Raw genomic sequence first — 21331 nt, forward strand, 5'->3', positions numbered from 1 at the left:
CAATGTTTCCTACTCTCTTATCTCAATTTCTTGCGTTACAGTAAACGTATTTGGGTCATCTAAATTCTCAATTATTTCTTCATAAACTGTTAGCTCAACCGTCATTGTATACACACCCGCAGGAAAAAGGTCAACAGGAATGGTCTCTCGAAAATCCTTCTCCTCACCTGGCTTAAATGTCATTTCAACAAAACTCTGCAAAAACATATGATCATCCGAATATCGAAAAACTTCTTCTCCATTTGAATTTTCCAGGATTATTTCATATTCTTGTGATGTTGGAAACACCAGCACTTGATCCTCATCAGATTCATTACGGACATGCATCTCTACATTAATTTGGTCATCGGTCTGTTGTGCATTAGCTTGAAAAGACCATTCATTTGACATTGATGTATCTCCTCCTGTCGGAACATTAGGATCTTCCTCTTCTTCTGGCTGTCCTCCACATGCTGTGAGGATAATAGCAAAACCAGCTATTACTAACCAATTCCAGATTTTCATACAAAACCCTCCTTAATCTTTTCGGAATAAACCAAAGATGTTTGCAGTTTCAACAATATTCGTAAATGCAGCTGGGTCTACTTCTTCAACAATGTTTTTTAAATCATACAGTTCGTATCGAGTAATGACAATAACGAGCATTTCTTTCTCGTCGAATGTGTATCCCCCTTTTGCTGGTATGCGTGTTATCCCTCTAGTTAATCGCTCATGAATAGCCTTATTGAGTTTGTCTGCATTTTTAGTCACAATCATAGCTGTTAATTTCACATATCTAGTATGGATTGTATCAATAAAACGAGAGGTTACATAAATCGAAATCAGTGTGAATAATGCTTTTTCTGGGTCAAGTAATAACCCAGATGCAACAACGATGATCGAGTTTAATATAAAGAAAAAGCTTCCAACAGGTCGGTCTGAATAACGGGCCAAAACAAGAACAATGATATCAAGTCCACCAGAAGACGCCCCCCATTTTAACAACAGCCCTGCTCCTGCAGCTCCAATAACACCGCCAAAAACGGCATTTAACATAATATCTTGAGAGAATGCATAGACTGGAATAACTTCCAAAAAGATTGCCGTTAAAACAACACTCATAAAACTGTAAATGGTGAAGCTCTTTCCAACCTTTAACCAACCGAGAATTGCTACAGGTATGTTAAGCAGCAGCAACAAAACCCCAGTAGAAAGTGGAACGATATAAGAAAGCAGCTGAGAAATCCCTGTAAATCCACTAGCAAAAACATCAGCTGGTATTAAGAAGAAATTTAAGGAACTCGCTAACAATAATGAACCGATCACCACTATGACCATTTTTCCCAGTTCTTTGCGCATTTTAATTAAACATCCCATGCTTGTTTTCATTCATAACCGTAGGCAACCAGTTCGCCGCTTCAAGCATCGCTTTTCTAGAAACTTTATGACCAACTCCTTCTTCAGGAAGAAAGGTTATTTTATTAAAATGACTTGATCTCGATTTTTCAAAATCAATGATAAACTGTCGGGCGTACGAAAATGGTACCGTATTATCCTCTTCTCCATGCCACATGAACAACGGTCTTTCATTTAACTTATCTGGTTGTTCTGCTAAGTCATAAGGTTTTATCTGATTCAGTAAGGTTTCTTTTTCCTTTTCACTTATCTGTATACCATTTTGCTCTGCTTTCTTAAACATCTCATTAGCAAAAAGGCCAAATTGTGGAGCCCCCATAAAACAGAGACCACTTTTAATCCACTCATAGCGTGAAAGCGCACCAAAGGACGTTATAGCTCCCATTGATGTACCCCCAACTGCAACTTGATTACGGTCAATAAGCCCTTCCAAGGCCAAGACGTTTACAATATCCTCTAGTTCATGCACTGATTGAAGAACGATGTTCCAAAACAGTAAATAGCGTTTTTGGGCAGAATTAGCTGCTTCCCGCTCTCCATGATGAAGCGCATCAGGTAGAATCACATGAAATCCTTTTTTCGCGATTGAATAAGCAATATGCAAATTATGTTCTTTTGCACTTGTAATACCATGATGAAAAATCAATGCTGGACGTTTTTCCGCATTCCCTTTTTCTGAAATATGTAAAATAGGTACACCATTTATGTATCGCTCATTAATTGAAATCACTATTCCCACTCCTTCGGTAAAAAAAGCCGCCAAAAGGCAGCTCACTTACACTTATTGATATTTTTCATTATAACGCTGAATGCTATACAACGAACCTTCATCTACCATTTTACTGTCTTCAGTAGAAGGTTTAGGGTTTCCAAGTTGAAACTTTTTCACCTGATCTTCTTTATTTTTACCGGTTACCTTCGTAAATACACTTTTTGTTTGGTTTTTTAATTGTGTTCTTTTCGATTCATCAGACAAACATACAGTCATGGCACCAACTGCACTTGCAACAGCAACTGCTACCGCGGTTTTTTTTACATTCATGTCATTAAACCCCTTCCAACATTTTTTCATATACGATGTTAACTATCTTATATGTTCCCTAAATCAACTACAATAAACCTAAAAAAGAGCCTAAAAACATTAGGCTCACTATAAACATCATCTGTAAAGTTCCATTGGATCCTTAACAACCCACTGTTGACCAAACTCTTGCTCTCCATCCCAATCAAGCATGCCACCTTCATAATTACGAACATTTTCAAACCCTTGTTCATGCAAATATAACGCGGTATTTTGACTACGACGACCACTCCGACAGACAAGGATATAGCTTTTTGACTTATCCATCTTCTCAGCCATACTTGGAATCAAATTCATTGGAATAAGTGGAATTCCTGGTAAATGCCCCTCTTCATATTCATTTACTTCACGGACATCAATAATAATCGGTTCATCCGCATCATTTATTAAAATTGTTTTTAGCTCATCCGTTGGAATTTGAACAATTCCTTCTTCACTTCGACTCATCCTAGCCACCTCCATTATTTCTTAAGTGTAGCGGTTTCTATATTTTTCATCAAGTTCATTGCAACGACTTCTTCCTTTTTTAGTCTCTGAAATGAAACTCGTGATGATCCATCGACTCACGTAACTGAGTTAACGTAATTTCTTCATCATCTAATTGTGTAAGAGCAGGAACAATCATTTCATTTATGTACGCAGACATATTAATCGATTGATCACTTCTAACAATTGATTCGTTTTCTTCTGCAATTGTATAAAACGGTTCATACGACGTTGTTTCAATCGTTACTTCAGTACCTTGGGCCTCGCGAACAGATGCTCCAGTCTCAATGGCATAAACTTTATATACAGTATTAAAGCTTAAGTACCTAACATGCTCCTTTTCAACTTGCTGAGCATTATTTGGACCAATTAGGACATCTAGATGATAAGCTGACGGAACGGCTAACGAAACCGAAAAATATAGTGTAATAATAAATAAAAACACTAAAAAAGAACTTGTTGTTTCAGCACTTTTTGACGCGCGCTTTTTCTTTTTTATAATTCCATGCACAGTAAACAAACTCACGGCTAGCAAAATGACCATGATTATAATTAACCCAAACTGAAACCAACCTTCAGGTACCACTAACATCTCATACGACCCGCTTCCTTCCAATTATAATGCTTCATTCGTATGTTAACATACGAATGAAGCAGGCAAAAGCGGTTTCTATCTACATTCACTAAAGAGGTATATTTCCGTGTCTTTTCTTTCTTTTAGTTTCTGTTTGTTTACAATTAAGTAAAGAAAAAGACATTATTAATTTTTTTCTTGTATCAATCGGATTAAAAATATCGTCTACAAGACCTTTTTCCGTTGCATTAAACGGCGAAACATGATGACGTTTATAATGGTCAATAAACGATTCTGTTTCTTCTGGACTGCTATTTTGGTTGACTATTACAGCAGCTCCATGTGGTCCCATAACAGAGATTTCTGCGGTTGGCCAAGCAAAAACAAAATCTGCTCCTAACGCTTTACTATTAAGCGCTACATAAGCTCCTCCATATGCTTTTCGTAAAATTAATGTGATTTTCGGCACTGTTGCCTCTGCAAAAGCATAAATGATCTTTGCACCATGTCGTATTAATCCTCGGCTCTCTTGTTCCATACCTGGTATAAATCCACTTACATCTTCAAGCATTAACAACGGGATTTCATAACAATCACAATAACGTACAAATCTAGCACATTTGTCACTCGCGTCGATATCAATACATCCAGCCAAATGTGCGGGGTTATTTGCAACAACTCCAACTGACATTCCATTTAGACGAATAAACCCTGTCACCAAATTACGCGCAAAGGTTTTTGATACTTCTAACATTTTTCCATTGTCTGCAATGCTTTCAATAATTTTTTTCACATCGTATACTTCTTTATCATTTTCTGGCAATCGAAATCCTGTTAGCGTGGGTTTTTCAATTGTACATGCCTTTTTTTCTTGTTTATCTGGTAAATAGGAAAGAAAATCAGTGACCTGTTCAAACACTTTTATCTCACTATCAGCGACGAATTGAACAACACCACTTTTTGTCGAATGTAACTGATATCCTCCCAATTGCTCAACTGTCGCTTCCTCTCCACAAGCCATTTTCAACACTTTAGGTCCAGTAATAAAAAGTTGACTCATGTTTGCGACCATAAATACAGCATCCGTCAATGCAGGGGAATACACGGCTCCACCTGCACAAGGACCTAACATAACAGATAGTTGCGGGACAACACCTGAATAACGCACATTTCGTTTGAAAATTTCACCATATCCATTTAACGCATCAATTCCTTCTTGGATACGCGCTCCTCCAGAATCAATTAAACCGATAATTGGCGCTCCAATTTCAAAGGCCAGATCCATAATCGCGCATATCTTTTTAGCGTGCACCTTTCCAAGTGCTCCTCCGCCCACTGTAAAATCTTGCGCATAAATACAGACAATACGTTTTTCAATCGTGCCAAAACCAGTGATAACACCGTCTCCCGGTTGTTTGTCCGGTCCTGTAGCGAAACGTTGGTGCTCCATAAAACTGCCTTCATCAAGCAATAATTCTATACGCCGTCGCGCGAGATTTTTCCCTAGTGATTGCTGTTTCTTTTGTTTCTCTATCCCGCCACCGAGCTCTAATGCCATCGTCCGTTTATGCAAGTCATGCATCATTTCTTCCTGGTTCATTCAAGAGCCCTCCTGTACAGGTTTGAATCGGTTCTTGTAATATAACCAAAAAAAAACAAAACATTCGTTTACTCTTCCCTTAAAACCGGCAATGTAACACAACGAAACGATCCACCAGATTTTATAATTTCTGAGAATTCAACTTCAATTATAACAAACCCTTTTTCCTCTAACGATTTATTTGTTTGCTTATTCATAGGTAGAGCGATAATTTTACCATTACCAATTGACAAAATATTGACACCAAGATGGAATTGCTCTTCTTCTGGTACATCAATTAGTGAGAAACGTTTTTCTAATTTTTTTATTGATTCTGGTTTGATTGCTTTTCGATAAATAAGAGCGAGATCATCCGATACTGGTTGAAACACACAGTCCAAATGTAAATAAGCATGGTTAAATTCAATCCATTGGAAATCAAGATCGGGATGATTTAGTTGTAATTCATCAATGCTATCGTAAGAAGTACGTCCACTGGCACCAATGTATACCGTGGTACCTGATAAGATGATATCCCCACCCTCTATTGTTCCTTTTTTTAAAGAGTGATATGACTTATTTATCGAAGTAAGATAATTAGTAAGTGCTTCTTCTTCGCCTTGACGAATTTCACTTTCCAGTCTGGCAATATACAATGTATGACCGATTGTAAAACCACTATCTCTCATAAACACTTGTTCTGGAAATTGTTTATTGGCGTCTACATGAAATACATCGACACCTTGTTGCTCCATTGCTTCAATAAGTAGTTTATGTTGTTTACACGCTAAATCCTTATTAATATTCTCTTTTAAGTACGACTGTTGTATTTGATTAATTGGTTCCTTAATCTCCATAAATTGCGGCTTGCATACAATTACTTCCTTAAGAACACCAAATTCTGTTTGACAGTACACATCTGCTTTTCTATTCATTTGTACCGCCCCCTTTATTCGTATAGTAATTACCTGAACATTCCTATTTAGATTTACATATGCTGCTAAAGAAAGCAACACAATGCTATTATTTATTTAAGGAGGCTCCCTCGTGTGTTATTCTGCTCAAGCGATAGAAGCACTGATTAAAAAAGACATGTACTTGCAATACGCCCTTGATTCTATACGAGGCAAATGCACCTATCAAAAATCATTGAAATTGCTCTATACTATTTTTATCGAACCTACTCCTATATTATACAACGCGTATTTAAGCGAAGTCAGAGAATAGATTAAAGGCAGATCCAGAGTGGATCTGCCTTTAACCTTAAAACGTTAAATAAAGGTTGTATCCATTTTCATAAAGAGTACGACCATTTTTATAACGGTCTAAATGAGCTTTGAGCTCTGTTGCTAGTGTTTTAAATAACTCTTTATCCCGATTGTCTAACGCTTCATTAATTCTCTCTTCCAAATATCGTTTCCTGAAGTAGTATGAAGAATACGTTAAAACAGCTTTTGCATAGAGAGACTGAACAGTTAAATCGGTACGGATTTCCAAACTATTAATCACATGCAACTGTCTTAGAACATCTTTGTCGATCGCAAAAGGTTCTTTCATTGTTCTCCCTCCATATTCCGAATTTGTTGTTTGTGAGATTATACCCGCCTTTTTTTGATGGTAAACCTTCTCAACAATTGCTATATTAATAGTTGAAAAGATTGGTAATATTGACCTTTTTCACTCCGTAGTGTACTATGGGTTGACTGTGCTTTGAACAAGTATTCATTTATTTATTTTTGGGTATACCTGTAAGGAAAAATAAACGTTTAGAAACCAATGGAGGTAATTCCATGTGTGGCTTTGTCGGAGAAATGATTAGGAATGACAATCCTCATATGCCTGAAAAAATATGGCAACAATCGCTTGAAGCAATTCATCATCGCGGTCCAGACAGTACTGGTGAATATAAAGATAGTCAAATAAGACTTGGATTTAAGCGTTTGAGCATTATCGATTTAGAAAATGGACATCAACCCCTTGCCTATGAGCAAGAGCGTTATCAAATTATCTTTAATGGTGAAATTTATAATTATGTAGAATTACGAGCTGATTTAATTAAAAGAGGATATACTTTTCAAACTGATTCTGACACTGAGGTATTGCTCGCTTTATATGTAGCAGAAGGAAAAGAAGCAGTGAAGAAACTTCGTGGGATGTTCGCCTTTGCAATCTGGGATACAGAAGCAAAGGAACTTTTTTGTGCGCGTGACAGGTTTGGCATCAAACCATTTTATTATTTAAAAAATGACGAGAGATTTTACTTTGCTTCAGAACAAAAATCAATTATGCCCTTAATGAATAAAGTCGCTGTAAATCAAGAGTCCTTACAACATTATACAACTTTTCAATATGTACCTGAACCAGGTACTTTAACAAACGGATTACAGAAGCTTTTACCAGGGCATACACTAACCATACAATCTGAGTTCACCATCTCTATTGAAGCGTATAGTGATCGTTCATTTGATACACGAAACAATGGTTCGTTATCGGAGTTGGCCGAAAAAACAGTTGCATGTATGCGCGACTCTGTTGAAAAACACATGCGCTCCGATGTACCTGTAGGTGCATTTCTCTCAAGTGGGATCGACTCTACAGCTATTGTTGCTCTTGCTAAAGAACACCATCCTAACTTATTAACTTTTACAGTCGGTTTCGAAACGAATGGATACAGTGAGGTCGGCATCGCTAAAGAAACAGCGAAAAACTTAGGCGTTAAAAACATTGCTAAGTTCATTACAGCTGAAGAATTTATTGCTGAACTTCCTAATATTATGTGGCACATGGATGAACCCGTTGCTGACCCTGCAGCTGTCCCGTTGTATTTCGTTGCAAAAGAAGCAAGCAAACATGTAAAGGTTGTTCTTTCAGGGGAAGGGGCAGACGAGTTATTTGGTGGTTATAACATATATAGAGAGCCTCTTGATTTAGATTGGTTCAAAAAAATCCCTAAAAACATGCAGTCATCCCTCAATCGCGCTGCTTCAAAATTGCCGACCTCTATCAAAGGGAAAAATTATATCATTCGTGGCACAACCCCAATCGAGAAACGCTATGTTGGGAACGCCTTTATCTTTCCTGAAAACGAAAAATCAAAATTACTTAGCACCTATAACCCTGCTTTTCCTTATACAAATGTTACAGAACCACTCTATAAACAAGTACAAGCTTATGATGATTCAACAAAAATGCAATACATCGATATGCACACTTGGTTATCAAGTGACATACTGGTAAAAGCAGACAGAATGACCATGGCCCACTCATTGGAATTGCGTGTGCCCTTTTTGGACAAAGATGTATTTGCATTAGCTCGCACGTTGCCTACCGAAATGAAACTAACAAATAAAACAACAAAATACGTTCTACGGGAAGCGATGAAAGATTTAATCCCTAAAAACATCGTTCCTCGTAAAAAATTAGGGTTTCCTGTTCCAATTCGAGTTTGGCTTAAGAATGAACTATATCATTGGGCTAAAAACCTTATTCAAACAAGCGAAACAGAGGATGTCTTTAATATACCATTTATTCTCGATATGCTTGATGAACATAGAAAAGGAACTGGAGATTATAGCCGAAAACTATGGACCGTATTATGCTATATGATGTGGCATGAAATTCACGTTACAGGCAACATTGTCAGTGAACATCAACTTATAAATAAAGAACGTATAAAGAAACTTGTTAGTATTTAGTGCAAAAAAGACTGCACGCCAAGATAACCATATCTTGGCGTGTTTTATTGTTTATTAACTATCTTAATTTCATCAGCAATAGATTTAGCTTTAACAAGGGTCATTAATCCACTTGCTAAAGAGATCACGCCATCTTGATAACTGTTTGTTGCACTTGAAATAGCTCTGTCTATGTTTCTTTCCTCGACCTCAATTAAATCAGAGGCTTGTTCAACTGCAAGTGCCATATTCCCATGCTCTTGTCGACAAACAAGCAACCGAGTTTGATCTGTCATAGCACAAGGCTTTCCTTTCAAGAACTTCCCAGTATCGATAACAGGTAATAACTGTCCTCTAATTGAAACAATACCTAAAATCATTTCAGAAGCATTTGGCACCCTCGTGATTCCTTCCGCTTTTTCTATGGAAATAAGCTCCAATAACTTTATTCCATATTGATCACCTCCAGCTGAAAAGACGATCGCCTTTATACTACTTTGATCATTCATATACAACACCTCGTTTGTGCATAAAGAATATCGAAGGATCAATAATCATAGAAATTGTCCCATCTCCGAGTATCGTTGCTCCAGATATTCCCTCTACTCCTTGTAATAACTCCCCTAATGGTTTTAGGACAATTTCCTGGTGATCAATAAAGGAATCCACTTTTATAGCTGCGACACGGTTGTTTTGATAAAGAACAACAACTGGTACCTCTTCACTGTCCTTCTCTATTAAACCAAACTGATTCTTTAACGAGTAAAGAGGAACAAGATGACCACGAACATCAATGAGCTCTTTCCCATCCACATTATGAATTTCGTTTTTCGGAAGTAGCATCGTTTCCACAATTGAAGAAGCAGGAATAGCATACGTTTCTTCGTCAAGTTTTACTAACATTACTTCCATGATTGATACCGTTAATGGCATTGATATGGAAAAAGTCGACCCTTCTCCTTCTGCTGAAGATACAGCAATTTGTCCACCTAAAGAAGCTAAACTCGTTTTAACGACATCAAGCCCAACTCCTCTGCCTGATAAGTCTGTTACTTCACTTGCTGTACTAAATCCTGGTTCAAACAATAGTTGATATACCTCTTCATCTATCATTTGTTCAGCCTGTTCTTTATTGATTAACTGCTTACTTATCGCCTTATCTAGCACTTTCTCTCTCTGGATTCCATTTCCGTCGTCTTTAATTTCAATCATTACCCGATCGCCACTGTAAAAAGCATTTAAGGAAATACTTCCAGTAGCCGACTTTCCAGCTTTTATACGGATATCAGGCAATTCAATACCATGATCCATTGAATTACGAAGTAAGTGTAACAAAGGATCACCAAGTTCATCAATAATTGCCCGGTCAATCTCTGTTTGTGCCCCATTAATATCAAATTGGATTTGTTTCCCTATTTCTTTTGAAACCTGCCTAACCATGCGTGGGTAACGAGAAAAAATTGTTTCTAATGGCATCATCCGCACAGAGAGCATCACATCTTGTAAATAGCCAATTGTACGACTCATTTTTTCGGCGGTATCCGTCAGATCGTTTTGCTGTAACTCCTTTGCTAATTGATCTAACCTTCCCCGTTCGATAACAAGTTCCTCAAATAAATACATTAATTCATCTAGTTTATCTACATGAACACGTATCGTTTTTTGTTGTCCGCCTTCGTCTGACTTCACGTCTTTTTTGTTGGTTTCTTTCGAAATCTTTTTCTTATGATCATATGGTTTTACAACTGCTTCCGCTACTTCAGAAATCGTTTCAATTCTAGCTTTTACATCCTCAGCGTCTACACCCGTTGCAACTGTCAGACTAAAATGTTGTTCAAAAAGGCCTTCTTCTAACTCGGGCATTACAGGGGATGTGTGCAACAGTTCACCCAGCTGTTCTACCTCTGCAACCGCCATAAAAGCTCGTACCCCTTTTAACACTGTACTCTCATCTAATACAACGCGGACGAGGTAAATCGATATTCCTTGATCGATTGCTTGTTCAATAATTGCTTTTGTATGCTCATCGTAATCGTTTGAAGAAACATCACTTTTAATCGTATCACCTTGATTTGCCATTTGTTTTATATCGCCCATTATTTCGTTTAAATCATCTATTTCTTTCCCCGTATTACGAATCTCGTTTAGAGACTGCTCTAAACTATCTACCGCTTTAAGAAATAAATCAATCCATTGTTCGTCCGCTTCAATTACTTCTTCTCTCATTTGATCTAACACATTTTCTAGAGAATGAGTAAGACTTGCCATTTCTTCAAACCCCATAGATGCAGACATGCCTTTTAATGTATGAGCTGATCGAAAAATTTCTGCCAATATTTGTTTATCTTCTGGTGCCTGTTCCAACAAAAAAAGCTGTTCATTCATCGTTTTTAGATGATCATTGCTCTCTTCCAGAAACATCTCTAAATAATCATAGTGATTCACTTTCCAGCCACCTCAGGTCAAAAAAGAATACGAGGAGATCCCTCGTATTCTTTATCGGCACTTTTTCTTATTATGTTGATACCGTTCCATCATCTAAAACGATTTCTGGCCATTCAATCGGTAACCTAGCATTCTTTTTTCTTGCTTCTACAATTAATTCCATCCAAGAATGAGAGCGATCCAGATCAGCTGCTGCTAAAAAACAATAATCTTTAGCCCTTGTTAAAGCAACATACAATAAACGTTTCGCTTCTTCTTCTCCCCGCTCGTCCATTTCTTTTTTTATCTGCATAAACAGTGGGGATTCATATGTTTGTTCATCCCCTTTCAACTGAAAAACAATACCCATTTGAGAATGAAACCGGAACACATCTGTATCCGGGCGTCTTTTACGGTCCATTTGCGGAAGACAAACAACTGGGAACTCTAGTCCTTTCGAAGCATGAACAGTCATAATGGTCACAGCTTCGTCTATACTACGTTCTGATTCTGCCTCTGCTGTATACATACTCGCTTCAATATACAAGTTGATTTGCGCGCACATTGCTTCTAGGGAACTTACATGCATTTGTGCAAACATATAAATTAATTTCTCAATATTTTTTACCTTTTGAAGGCCATTTTGTTGACTCAACACCACATAACGAAGTCCTGTTTCTTCAAATAACATTAGTAATGAGTTCGTTACGGATCCAGACGGGACAAACGGTAAGTAATCATTTAACCATTTATCATATTTGTGCAACCCTTCATAAATACGATCGTTTGATTTAAACGATTGATAAATTCCTTCATGTGCTAAAAAACTTGCTATTGATTGATCCTCACTCTTTTCATTATTTATTTCTAGTAAATCACTAAAAGTCAAGCCAAATAATGGTGATCGGAGCAACGCAATAACATAGGCATCTTCATATGGGCGGCGGAGCCAATTAAGTAACGCTAAAAAATCAATTACTTCTTGTTTATCGAAAAAACCCACTCCCCCGTTAACACGATATGGAATTTTCAAGTTAAGAAAAGCTTCCTCTAAGTCAGGTAATATCGTACGAGACGGCAAAAGCACACATACATCACTCCATTTTGCAGAACGGACAGTAGAACGATCTTCTACACTTATTGTACCCGCGTCAAGCTTATCTTTAAGCAAGTTTGCAAATGTTTGCATCGGTTTTTCTTCATTAAGCAAATGGATCGACGCTAACGCTTCTGAATCGCTAAATGAAGGACGCCCAGCAGATAAATTAGAATAGCTGGTTGCATATGCAGGTCCATTTTCTTGCGTCTCCATGGCAACTGTAAATAAACTATTAACAAATGAAACAAGTTGAGGAGCTGTTCGGTAATTCTCACTAAGCTCAATAAAAGCTTCCTCACCTTGCAATGCGGCCTTTTCTGCTAGATTGTTCATAATTGTTACATCGGATCCTCTAAAACGGTAAATCGATTGCTTTTCATCCCCGACATAAAAAACATAATGAGGTTGAATGTGTTCAATAAGATTTAATTGTAATTGGTTTGTATCTTGAAATTCATCGACAAGGATATGCCTAAAGCCCAATTGAATAGACTGCTGTTTTAAAAGGGCAAGAGCTTTTTGTTGAAGATCACCAAAATCCCATGCATTTAGATTTTGCTTCTTCCTATCATACTGTTGTTCAAATGCCTTAATTAAGATACAAAAGGCTTCAAGAAACGGAAAGCTATCTTCCCAGTTTATAGATAATTTCGGCCATGTCTCTTTTTTAAATGGTTTCCAGTAACTTTCATACAGATGAAATAATGACGGTAACTTTTCTTCCCAGGCTTTCGAAACCCGACTTGGCATAAAAGAGGCAATCTTATCAATTAGCTCTGGTCCTAACGCCATCTCTTGAATCTCATTCGCCAGTCTATACAAGTTTTGGGCATGTTTTTCCATCGCTTTTGTGAGTTCATTTTTGTCAGGAAGGTCTTTAGCAGCATCCATTACAGCATGATAAAGCTGATTAATGCTTCGATTTGCTTCTTCTTCAAATAATTTCTTCTGATGCTCCCACGTCTCTTTTGCATTTAACAACGATAACGCTTCTTCCATTGGAAGCTGTTCGAGCATCGAGCTGTGGATCTGTTCCACAGATCTTATCAATGTTTGCTTTGACATAACATTAAGCAATAAACGTAAATGCTCTTTATATTGATGGTCTTTTACGATCGAATCTAAGACGCTTGACTTTAAAAGAGCAGACTCGGTTTCATCCAGCACGCGAGAACGAGCAGATTTTTCCTCGATATATCGAGAATACCGTTTAAGCAGCTGCAAGGAAAAACGATGAAAGGTGGCAATCATTGCGGACTCTACTTGTTCTATTTGCATAAACCAAAAAGACTTTTCCCTACTCGTTTTTGCTAGATCTGCTTTTTCCTCCATTCTTGCTGAAAGTCTTTCCCTCATTTCATTTGCAGCCTTTTCTGTAAACGTAATTGCAGCTATTTCATTTACAGATGCACCGTATGCAGAATGGGGGTTATGAAACGTTTCTTCAATGATTGTGACCATACGCTCTGTTAAAACTCTTGTTTTTCCAGATCCAGCGCCTGCCGCCACAACAATAAACGGCTGTCTTGAGTAGATTGCTCTTTCTTGTTCACTGTTGAACAGCATTGTTAATCTCCTTTTTCATCGCCTCAGTCACACGGCAAGTCGCTTTATGTGGGCATGTTTGCGGACAATTAAGAGGAGCAACAGAAGCATCGGTTGTCATTCCGTCCCATATAGATTGAATTCTCTTATGCAGTCCCCAACGCTCCATAAATTGTTCATCACCAACTGTATCATCTGTATTACGACATTGTGAACTCACGGCGAAAATAGAACCTTTACCAACATGTTGTTTCGCCCATAAACCGTTACTTGATCTTTTTTTTGGTTCTTTAAAAGAGATATAGCTTGCCCCAGCTATTGGTGTTTCTTTACCTAACATATACGCATATAAAGGAAGTTGTAGTTTTAAACCGGCTTGAATTTCCATCATCTTTAAACTTGCTTTCCCTGTCTTATAATCATATAAAACACGTTCCCCATCTACAGAATCAACTCGGTCTATTTTCCCTACAATGGTCACCCGACTATTTCCTAATTGATATCCTTCTAGCTTTACTGGCACTTCAAGTGACTCAATATGCGCCTCATTCAGCTCGTCACGGTCCCAAAAAGTTGATCGTTCAGCTTTCCACCAGTTCTGCAATTGTTTGTCCCAACGTTCGTATTCAAGCTGAAGTTCAAGTTCATTCATATACGGGGCGGATGGTTTAATTTCTTCATTAAAGGCTTTAAACCATTCATTCGTTAACCAAGAAGGCACACTCTCTTTTACTCTATTAGACAAACTCCCAAAAGGTTTACCAATCACATCCAAGTAGTTTTTGTAAAGCTTCTCTATAATTAAATGAATCGCGCTTCCGATTAAATGAAACGGAAAAACTTCATCAAATTCCAACGGTTTTTTTACATTTAATAACCGTTCAATTCCATATCGAAATGGACATTGAGCGTATGCCTCCAGCTCTGTTACATTAATTATTCCTCTATTTTTCATTGTAAGTGATTGAGATTTCGTCAATGGTTCTTTACCAGATTCAAGTCGACTTAACCGTTCAGCAATAACTCGATCTTCTGCATTCATAGCCTTAGCATCATTAAGTGCAAAGCAGCTTTGTCCTGTTTTTAAGCGTGTATAAAAGCTCCAATGTTCACCTAGAGTAAATGACCTAACAAATGGAGACGGACTAGCTGGATCATCAGAATTCACTCCAATTACATAGCTTGTTAAAACTGTCTGATGACGCTTCAATACTCGGTCAAATAACGCAAGTTGCGCTGCCCGCCTTTTTTCTTTGAGCGGCAATCCCCGTTTTTTTATTTCCATCAAGTCTTCTTCCACTACAAACCCTAAATAATGATAAGGGGTAGGAAATGAGCCTGCATCCATACCACCAATATAAATAGTCGATCCATTAAACGCTCCAATATCTGACCATGAAAGGAGCGATATGCCAGTATTTTCTTCTTCTAGCTCTACTACAATCGTTTCAGCCACCGTTTCAAACCAATCATAAAAGGCATCTTTTTCCATCGCCTTTAATGCATCTGATTGCCCAAATTCCTCTTTTAAACACATCTGTATTTGTTCAAAATAAGATATCGGCACTATCTTATCTACCAATTTAAGTGCATAAAGCAGTTGTTCCACCTGGTCAGAGAAAGATCCTTTTGTTTGCAGTCGAAATGAAGTAGATTCAGCAAGCAACTCATCGACTAATACCATTCCTGTTTTTCCAGTACGCATAAGACTTTGTTTAGCCCGGAGGTACACTCTTCCAGTTAAACCAAGTAACGGGAACAATAAATCAGCATCTGCTGCTAGTGATTCTCTGGAGAGCGAAGTTGCAAACAATCCTTCATTTATCCACTTATACAACAAGGTATCTTTTAACAGAATTTTTCTTTCACCTGCAATTGGCAACCCTGCTTTATTTGCTTTTTCCTTAAAGTCAAATCGTTCCTCAGCACTAGACAACAAAACAGCAACGTCTGAAGGCTCCTGTTTTTGCTTAAGCATATGCTCAATTATTCCTAACAGTTCTTCTTCTTTTGTACTCGCCGTAGAAAGTGTATAATGAGCCATATTTTCTCGCTCTTCTTTTGTTCCATTTACCATAAACCCGAGTTCAATTAATTCATCAATAGTAGAAGACATATGTGCATCCAAATAAATCGTACACTGAATTCCTTGAGCTTTTAAATAAGTAATAAACTCATACTGTGGCACCGTAAAATCGACAAATCCCTCAAAAATCACTTCATCAATTGGCATCGGCGGTTTAATTTGTGTAGCATACCAGTACAAATCATCTATCGTTCCATTTTGTTGCGTTTGTTCTGCCTTTCTTATTTTTTTAAAATCTTCCTTAAGAAAAGCCAAGCTTTCTGGGGGATCCATTTGTCCAAATCGTTTCAGCTGTATATACGTATCAAGCGTTTTCTGCTTTGATCGATACGTGCCACTTAGTTCTCCTACCATGAAGAGTTTCCACTGTTTTGTTTGCCATTCTTTTACCCCACAAAAGGATTTTTTAATATAGGAACGAATAAAACCATCAAATGTCGTAACAGCAAGCCCCGGTGCTATAGCAGATGCCTGTTTTACCCAATAGGTTGTCGGAGTAATATAATATAAATTCCGCTCATTTTGTTCAACAGACAACTGATTTAAGCGATTCGCCTCAAGCAAATCACTTGATGGAACTAGATTTACCTGTGCCATATTCATACGAAAGCCTCCTATCGTCCATTTATTCCCATTAACCAAACAACAACTGCCGTAAACAGTAACAACGTACCATAAGGGAAAAGCAAATAATGCTGTCTTCTTTTTAACGCAACCCGAACTCGTTCATAGAAAAAAAACATCAACAAGGCAATAATTCCTTTAATCGTGTAATAAGCCATAAATTGATACGCGTAAAGAACAATTATTCCTGTCATTACTAAAATTACTTGTGACAAACGGACAAAAGCAGCAATTAACAGCCTTCCCGTACTTAGCCCCCTCCAACTATAAATCAACCAAACCGCGGCCCCTATAAAAAACAAGACCCAGACAGCACCATGAAAAGAAGCAATCACTCGAAACGTTTGGGCAGATATCATTTAAACGACTTCCTTTACTTTGATAAGTAATTAACTCATGTATAAACTGTTTTCATTGCTTTATTCAGTATCAACTAAAAATCTTTCATTCTACTAAAAAACTATCGCCATTATAGCATAGAGCATTCGTTCATAAAAAAAGAAGGTCCTTTTTGGCCTTCTTACAGTCCGTAATTAACTGATAAATACCTCAGAGATTATATCTCTGAGGTATCTAGACTAAGGTATGAAAACAAATCCTTTTTACTCTTTGTTAATTTAAATCAAAATGCTGCCCATTCGCTTCATAAATAATCCATTCTGATAAATTGGTTGCATAATCGGCTATTCGCTCTACATAGCGAGCAATAAAGGCCAGCTGGGTAATCATTTCGACGTCTTGTTCCTTTACTTCCTGTCTAAAAAGTTTTTTTATAAACCTTCCAAATCGTTCATCGATTTCATCATCTAGTCTTGCCAATTGTTGGGCAGCGAGCACATCTTTATTTTGATAAGCAACTAGTGCCTGTGCCACCATTTGTCGCGCATCCTTTGCAAGTTGAACTAGTTCGTCCCGAACTCCAGCGGTTTCATAATGAGTTAACCGTCTTGATACTTTTGCCATATCTACGGCAAGATCAGCAACTCTTTCGAGATCACCGGCAATCTTCATTACGACAATTACCATTCGCAAATCAGAAGCGACTGGTTGCTGCCTGGCGATAATATCAAATACCCGTTCATTTAAATCCAATTCATTTTTATTAATAGAAGCATCATTCTTTATAATTTCGTCAATCTGACTGTCGTCACCTTGTTCAAAGCCATCAATAGCTCTATCAAGCTGCATAAGTGTATTATTGCCAAGTTCTTGAATATGCTCAGCAGCTTGTTCTAGCTGCTGATGAAATACACTTCTTAACATATTAACCCTCCAGTAGTGGAATTAGCCAAATTGCCCAGAAACATAATCTTCCGTGCGCTGGTGTTCAGGTTTAGAGAAAATCCGATTTGTAGCACCAATTTCAACAAGCTCTCCCATATAAAAGAACGCTGTTTCATCCGAAATGCGCGCAGCTTGTTGCATGTTATGCGTCACAATGACAATCGTATACGATTCACGCAAAGACGTAATTAACTCTTCTACTTTTGTTGTAGATAATGGGTCTAACGCACTCGTAGGTTCGTCCATTAATAATACTTCGGGTTTTGTCGCTAGTGCTCTTGCAATACACAGACGTTGTTGTTGACCGCCCGACAGACCCATTGCACTTTTATTCAAACGATCTTTCACTTCATTCCATAAGAAAGCCCCTTTTAAACTGGACTCCACAATTTCATCAAGCTCTTTTTTATCTCGTGTACCATGTACCCTTGGACCATAAGCAACATTTTCATAAATTGATTTTGGAAAAGGGTTTGGTTTCTGAAAGACCATACCAACTGTTTTACGTAGATCGGCAAGGTCCATAGATGTGTTAAGTAAATTATCACCTTTGTAATTAAGCTCTCCCGCCATTCGAATGTCTGGGTTTAACTTCGACATAAGATTTAGCGTTTTAATAAATGTTGATTTTCCACATCCTGATGGACCAATAATGGCCGTTACTTGCTTTTCCTTTAACTCAAGCGTAATGTTCTTTAAAGCTTGGTTTGCACCATACCATAAACTAAAATCCTTTACCTCATAAACATTCTGCGTTTTTTCGAGTGTCGATAACATTTTATTTCCCCCTTAACCAAAACGGCCTGAAATATAAGCTTCTGTTTGTTCATCATCAGGATTACGAAACAGCTTATCTGTGGCGTTCAGTTCAATGAGTTCGCCATTATAGAAAAATGCGGTTTGATCAGAAACTCTAGACGCTTGTTGCATGTTATGAGTTACAACAACAACAGTATAGTCTCGTTTTAATTCAACCATTAATTCTTCTACCTTGGCAGTTGCAATGGGGTCAAGTGCTGATGCAGGTTCATCGAGCAGAATAATTTCTGGTTTAAGAGCTAAAGTCCTTGCAATACATAGTCGCTGCTGCTGACCACCTGATAATGCGAGAGCTGACTCATGTAAACGATCTTTGACTTCATCCCATAAAGCCGCTTTTTGTAACGATTGTTCAACTACTTCTGCCCATTCTTTTTTCGGAACTCCATGAAATCGCAAACCATGGGTTATATTTTCATAGATTGACTTAGGAAATGGATTCGCTTTTTGAAAAACCATTCCAATTTCTTTACGAAGTGCAACTACATTTATTTCATCACTTAAAAGATTAACGCCTTCGTATTGAAATACACCTGTTACACGTGCACTTGGAATTAAATCATTCATGCGATTTATACTACGCAGAAATGTTGACTTCCCACAACCAGAAGGACCGATTAATGCTAATATCTCATTTTTATGAATATCAAGTGATAAATTCTTCACAGCATGATTATCTCCATAATAAATATTAATGTCTTCAGCTTGAAGGATGCCTTTTGGCTTATGTGTCTTTTTTAGTTGTTCGGTCTCTCTTTGAACGGTTAGTGTCGACATATTTATTCCCCCCTCTTATTTTGAAGCTGTTAATTTACGATGGACATATCGACCTAGTACACGTGCCAACAAGTTAAACAATAGTACAGCTAAGATTAAAACGAGAGATGCTCCATCTGCTACTTCCCTAGCATCTGGGATAAGCCCTTGCGTATTTACTTTCCAAATGTGTACAGCTAGCGTCTCTGCTGGCCTAAAAATATTCAGTGGCGATGTTTCTGAAAGTGGATTAAAGTTCATCCAATCCAAACGCGGCGTTGTGACACCAGATGTAAATAATAATGCTGCCGCTTCACCAAATACTCGACCAGCAGATAAAATAACCCCTGTTAAAATGCCTGGGAACGCAGCCGGTAAGATAATTGTTCGAATCGTATCCCAGTGTGTAATACCAAGAGCCAAACTCGCTTCTTTTTGCTCACGAGGAACACTAGTAATCGAATCTTCTACAACACGCACCATTACTGGCAAATTAAAGACTGTTAGTGCAAGTGCACCACCTAAAATTGAGTAACTCCATCCCGTTAGTTGTACAAAAACGAGTAATCCAAACAAACCCACAACGATAGAAGGCAGTGAAGCTAGCACTTCAATACACGTACGAATGAAATTTGTTATTCTTCCCGGCTTAGCATATTCAGCCATATAAATCCCGCCACCAAGACCAAGAGGGACGGTAAAAAGCATTGTTAAAAACAAAATATAAAACGAATTAAAGAGTTGCGGTCCAATTCCGCCACCTTCACGATACGAACTTGGTGGATCTGTTAAAAAACTCCAGCTAAGTTGACCGAATCCTCTATATATAATATAACCAATTAAACCTGCTAACACCGCAACGATGATAGCAGCAATAATGGTGAACGTTCCAGTTGCAATTTTATCAGTCCACTTTTTATTCATGAAAACTTCCTCCTAGATGACAAGAACCGAACGAGAATAATAAATAGGTAAGACATAATTAATAAAATTAAGCCTAGTGACCAAAGCACATTGTTTTCAGTACTCCCTGGCACCGTATGCCCCATGTTTAAGGTTATAATCGTCGTTAACGTAGCTGTCGGATCTGTGAAAGATTCTGCGATTGTCCTTGCATTCCCGATTACCATTTGGACAGCAAGTGCTTCACCAAATGCCCGTGCCATTCCAAGCACAACAGCTGTTAATAGCATCGGTCCAGCTGCTGGTACAATGACCCGGCGAATGGTTTGCCATCTTGTTGCCCCAAGTGCAAGTGATGACTCACGTAACCCTCCTGGTATTGTTCGTAAAGCGTCTGTTGCAATGCTAGTGACCGTTGGCAAAATCATAATGGAGAGAACAACCATTCCCGCCAGCAAGCCAAATCCTTGTCCTCCAACATGTTCTCGTATAAACGGAACAATTAATGTCAAACCAATAAACCCATAAACGACAGAAGGAATCCCAACAAGCAGCTCAACAGCAGGTTGAAGAATTTTCCGTCCCCAGCTTGGTGCGATTTCGGTCATATAAATCGCGGCACCAATACCAAGTGGCGCTGCTACAAGAGCAGCTAATATCGTTACAGCAAATGATCCAACAATAAATGGAAGTGCCCCATAAGAAGGGCCGCCTTGTTCTGCGCTTCTAGTTGGATTCCAATCCAAACTAGATAAAAACTCAATCGGACTCACGCCATCTATTGTAAAAGCTTGTATTCCTCTAATAATTAGAAATAGTGTAATGGATAATGTTGTTAAAATAATTAACAAAGCACAAGTGTATACAATTAACTTACCAGTTCTTTCTTTTTTCTTTGTTTTTTTCTTATCAAGCAAACGGTCTGCCACAGTTAATGAAGATGGCATGCGACATATCCCCCTCAATCATCATTCTCGCCCTATGTGAGTTTGTATTTTATTA

20 protein-coding genes are annotated in these 21331 nt (G+C 37.9%); 1 reads left to right on the top strand and 19 read right to left on the bottom strand.

Annotated features, from left to right (window positions below; all coding sequences use genetic code 11):
• Positions 1 to 9: 9 nt before the first annotated feature.
• The 9 genes from BK584_RS06170 to BK584_RS06215 form a co-directional block, all read right to left on the bottom strand.
• Positions 10 to 504: a BsuPI-related putative proteinase inhibitor gene (locus BK584_RS06170; RefSeq protein WP_078391782.1), complete on the bottom strand. Its 495-nt coding sequence runs from the start codon at positions 502 to 504 to the stop codon at positions 10 to 12.
• A 12-nt stretch (positions 505 to 516) separates the two neighbouring features.
• Positions 517 to 1338, bottom strand: a complete 822-nt coding sequence (locus BK584_RS06175; RefSeq protein ID WP_078391783.1) for a YitT family protein — start codon at positions 1336 to 1338, stop codon at positions 517 to 519.
• 1 nt (position 1339) lies between these two features.
• Complete coding sequence (locus BK584_RS06180) at positions 1340 to 2125, bottom strand: alpha/beta fold hydrolase (protein WP_169871091.1); 786 nt, start codon at positions 2123 to 2125, stop codon at positions 1340 to 1342.
• 51 nt (positions 2126 to 2176) lie between these two features.
• Positions 2177 to 2437, bottom strand: coding sequence for a YbyB family protein (locus tag BK584_RS06185; protein ID WP_078391785.1), 261 nt, complete (start codon positions 2435 to 2437; stop codon positions 2177 to 2179).
• Between the two features lie 117 nt (positions 2438 to 2554).
• Positions 2555 to 2923, bottom strand: coding sequence for a rhodanese-like domain-containing protein (locus BK584_RS06190; protein ID WP_078391786.1), 369 nt, complete (start codon positions 2921 to 2923; stop codon positions 2555 to 2557).
• Between the two features lie 79 nt (positions 2924 to 3002).
• Entirely contained in the window at positions 3003 to 3554 is a 552-nt protein-coding gene (locus BK584_RS06195) for a hypothetical protein (RefSeq protein ID WP_078391787.1), read from the bottom strand.
• Positions 3555 to 3645: 91 nt separating this feature from the next.
• Positions 3646 to 5136: an acyl-CoA carboxylase subunit beta gene (locus BK584_RS06200; protein ID WP_078391788.1), complete on the bottom strand. Its 1491-nt coding sequence runs from the start codon at positions 5134 to 5136 to the stop codon at positions 3646 to 3648.
• Positions 5137 to 5204: 68 nt separating this feature from the next.
• Positions 5205 to 6050, bottom strand: a complete 846-nt coding sequence (locus tag BK584_RS06205) for a dimethylarginine dimethylaminohydrolase family protein (protein WP_078391789.1) — start codon at positions 6048 to 6050, stop codon at positions 5205 to 5207.
• Positions 6051 to 6378: 328 nt separating this feature from the next.
• Complete coding sequence (locus tag BK584_RS06215) at positions 6379 to 6672, bottom strand: IDEAL domain-containing protein (protein WP_078391791.1); 294 nt, start codon at positions 6670 to 6672, stop codon at positions 6379 to 6381.
• A 233-nt stretch (positions 6673 to 6905) separates the two neighbouring features.
• Between BK584_RS06215 and asnB the strand changes: the two genes are divergently transcribed.
• Entirely contained in the window at positions 6906 to 8810 is a 1905-nt protein-coding gene (gene asnB, locus BK584_RS06220; protein WP_078391792.1) for an asparagine synthase (glutamine-hydrolyzing), read from the top strand.
• 44 nt (positions 8811 to 8854) lie between these two features.
• Here asnB and BK584_RS06225 read toward each other — a convergent pair whose 3' ends face one another.
• The 10 genes from BK584_RS06225 to pstC form a co-directional block, all read right to left on the bottom strand.
• A complete protein-coding gene (locus BK584_RS06225) occupies positions 8855 to 9298 on the bottom strand; it encodes a chemotaxis protein CheW (protein WP_078391793.1) in 444 nt (147 codons plus the stop codon).
• Positions 9291 to 11234 (bottom strand): chemotaxis protein CheA, encoded by a 1944-nt coding sequence (locus BK584_RS06230; RefSeq protein ID WP_078391794.1) that lies wholly within the window; start codon positions 11232 to 11234, stop codon positions 9291 to 9293. The genes BK584_RS06225 and BK584_RS06230 overlap by 8 nt, the downstream gene beginning before the upstream one ends.
• Positions 11235 to 11304: 70 nt before the next feature.
• Positions 11305 to 13878 carry a UvrD-helicase domain-containing protein gene (locus tag BK584_RS06235; protein ID WP_078391795.1) on the bottom strand — a complete coding sequence of 858 codons (2574 nt, stop codon included), beginning with the start codon at positions 13876 to 13878 and terminating at the stop codon, positions 11305 to 11307.
• Positions 13862 to 16546, bottom strand: coding sequence for a PD-(D/E)XK nuclease family protein (locus BK584_RS06240; RefSeq protein ID WP_078391796.1), 2685 nt, complete (start codon positions 16544 to 16546; stop codon positions 13862 to 13864). The genes BK584_RS06235 and BK584_RS06240 overlap by 17 nt, the downstream gene beginning before the upstream one ends.
• Before the next feature lie 11 nt (positions 16547 to 16557).
• Positions 16558 to 16926 carry a hypothetical protein gene (locus BK584_RS06245; protein ID WP_078391797.1) on the bottom strand — a complete coding sequence of 123 codons (369 nt, stop codon included), beginning with the start codon at positions 16924 to 16926 and terminating at the stop codon, positions 16558 to 16560.
• 253 nt (positions 16927 to 17179) lie between these two features.
• Positions 17180 to 17830, bottom strand: a complete 651-nt coding sequence (gene phoU / locus BK584_RS06250; RefSeq protein WP_078391798.1) for a phosphate signaling complex protein PhoU — start codon at positions 17828 to 17830, stop codon at positions 17180 to 17182.
• Between the two features lie 21 nt (positions 17831 to 17851).
• The gene (gene pstB / locus BK584_RS06255) at positions 17852 to 18628 is read right to left on the bottom strand and encodes a phosphate ABC transporter ATP-binding protein PstB (RefSeq protein ID WP_078391799.1); all 777 of its coding nucleotides are present in this window, start codon (positions 18626 to 18628) and stop codon (positions 17852 to 17854) included.
• Positions 18629 to 18640: 12 nt separating this feature from the next.
• On the bottom strand, positions 18641 to 19447 hold the full coding sequence (pstB, locus tag BK584_RS06260) for a phosphate ABC transporter ATP-binding protein PstB (protein WP_078391800.1): 807 nt from the start codon (positions 19445 to 19447) through the stop codon (positions 18641 to 18643).
• A 15-nt stretch (positions 19448 to 19462) separates the two neighbouring features.
• Positions 19463 to 20350 carry a phosphate ABC transporter permease PstA gene (pstA, locus tag BK584_RS06265; protein ID WP_078391801.1) on the bottom strand — a complete coding sequence of 296 codons (888 nt, stop codon included), beginning with the start codon at positions 20348 to 20350 and terminating at the stop codon, positions 19463 to 19465.
• Positions 20347 to 21276 carry a phosphate ABC transporter permease subunit PstC gene (pstC, locus tag BK584_RS06270; RefSeq protein WP_078391802.1) on the bottom strand — a complete coding sequence of 310 codons (930 nt, stop codon included), beginning with the start codon at positions 21274 to 21276 and terminating at the stop codon, positions 20347 to 20349. Before pstC ends, pstA begins: the two co-directional genes overlap by 4 nt.
• Positions 21277 to 21331 lie beyond the last annotated feature (55 nt).

The sequence above is a fragment of the Shouchella patagoniensis genome, assembly GCF_002019705.1.
GTDB lineage: Bacteria > Bacillota > Bacilli > Bacillales > Bacillaceae_D > Shouchella > Shouchella patagoniensis.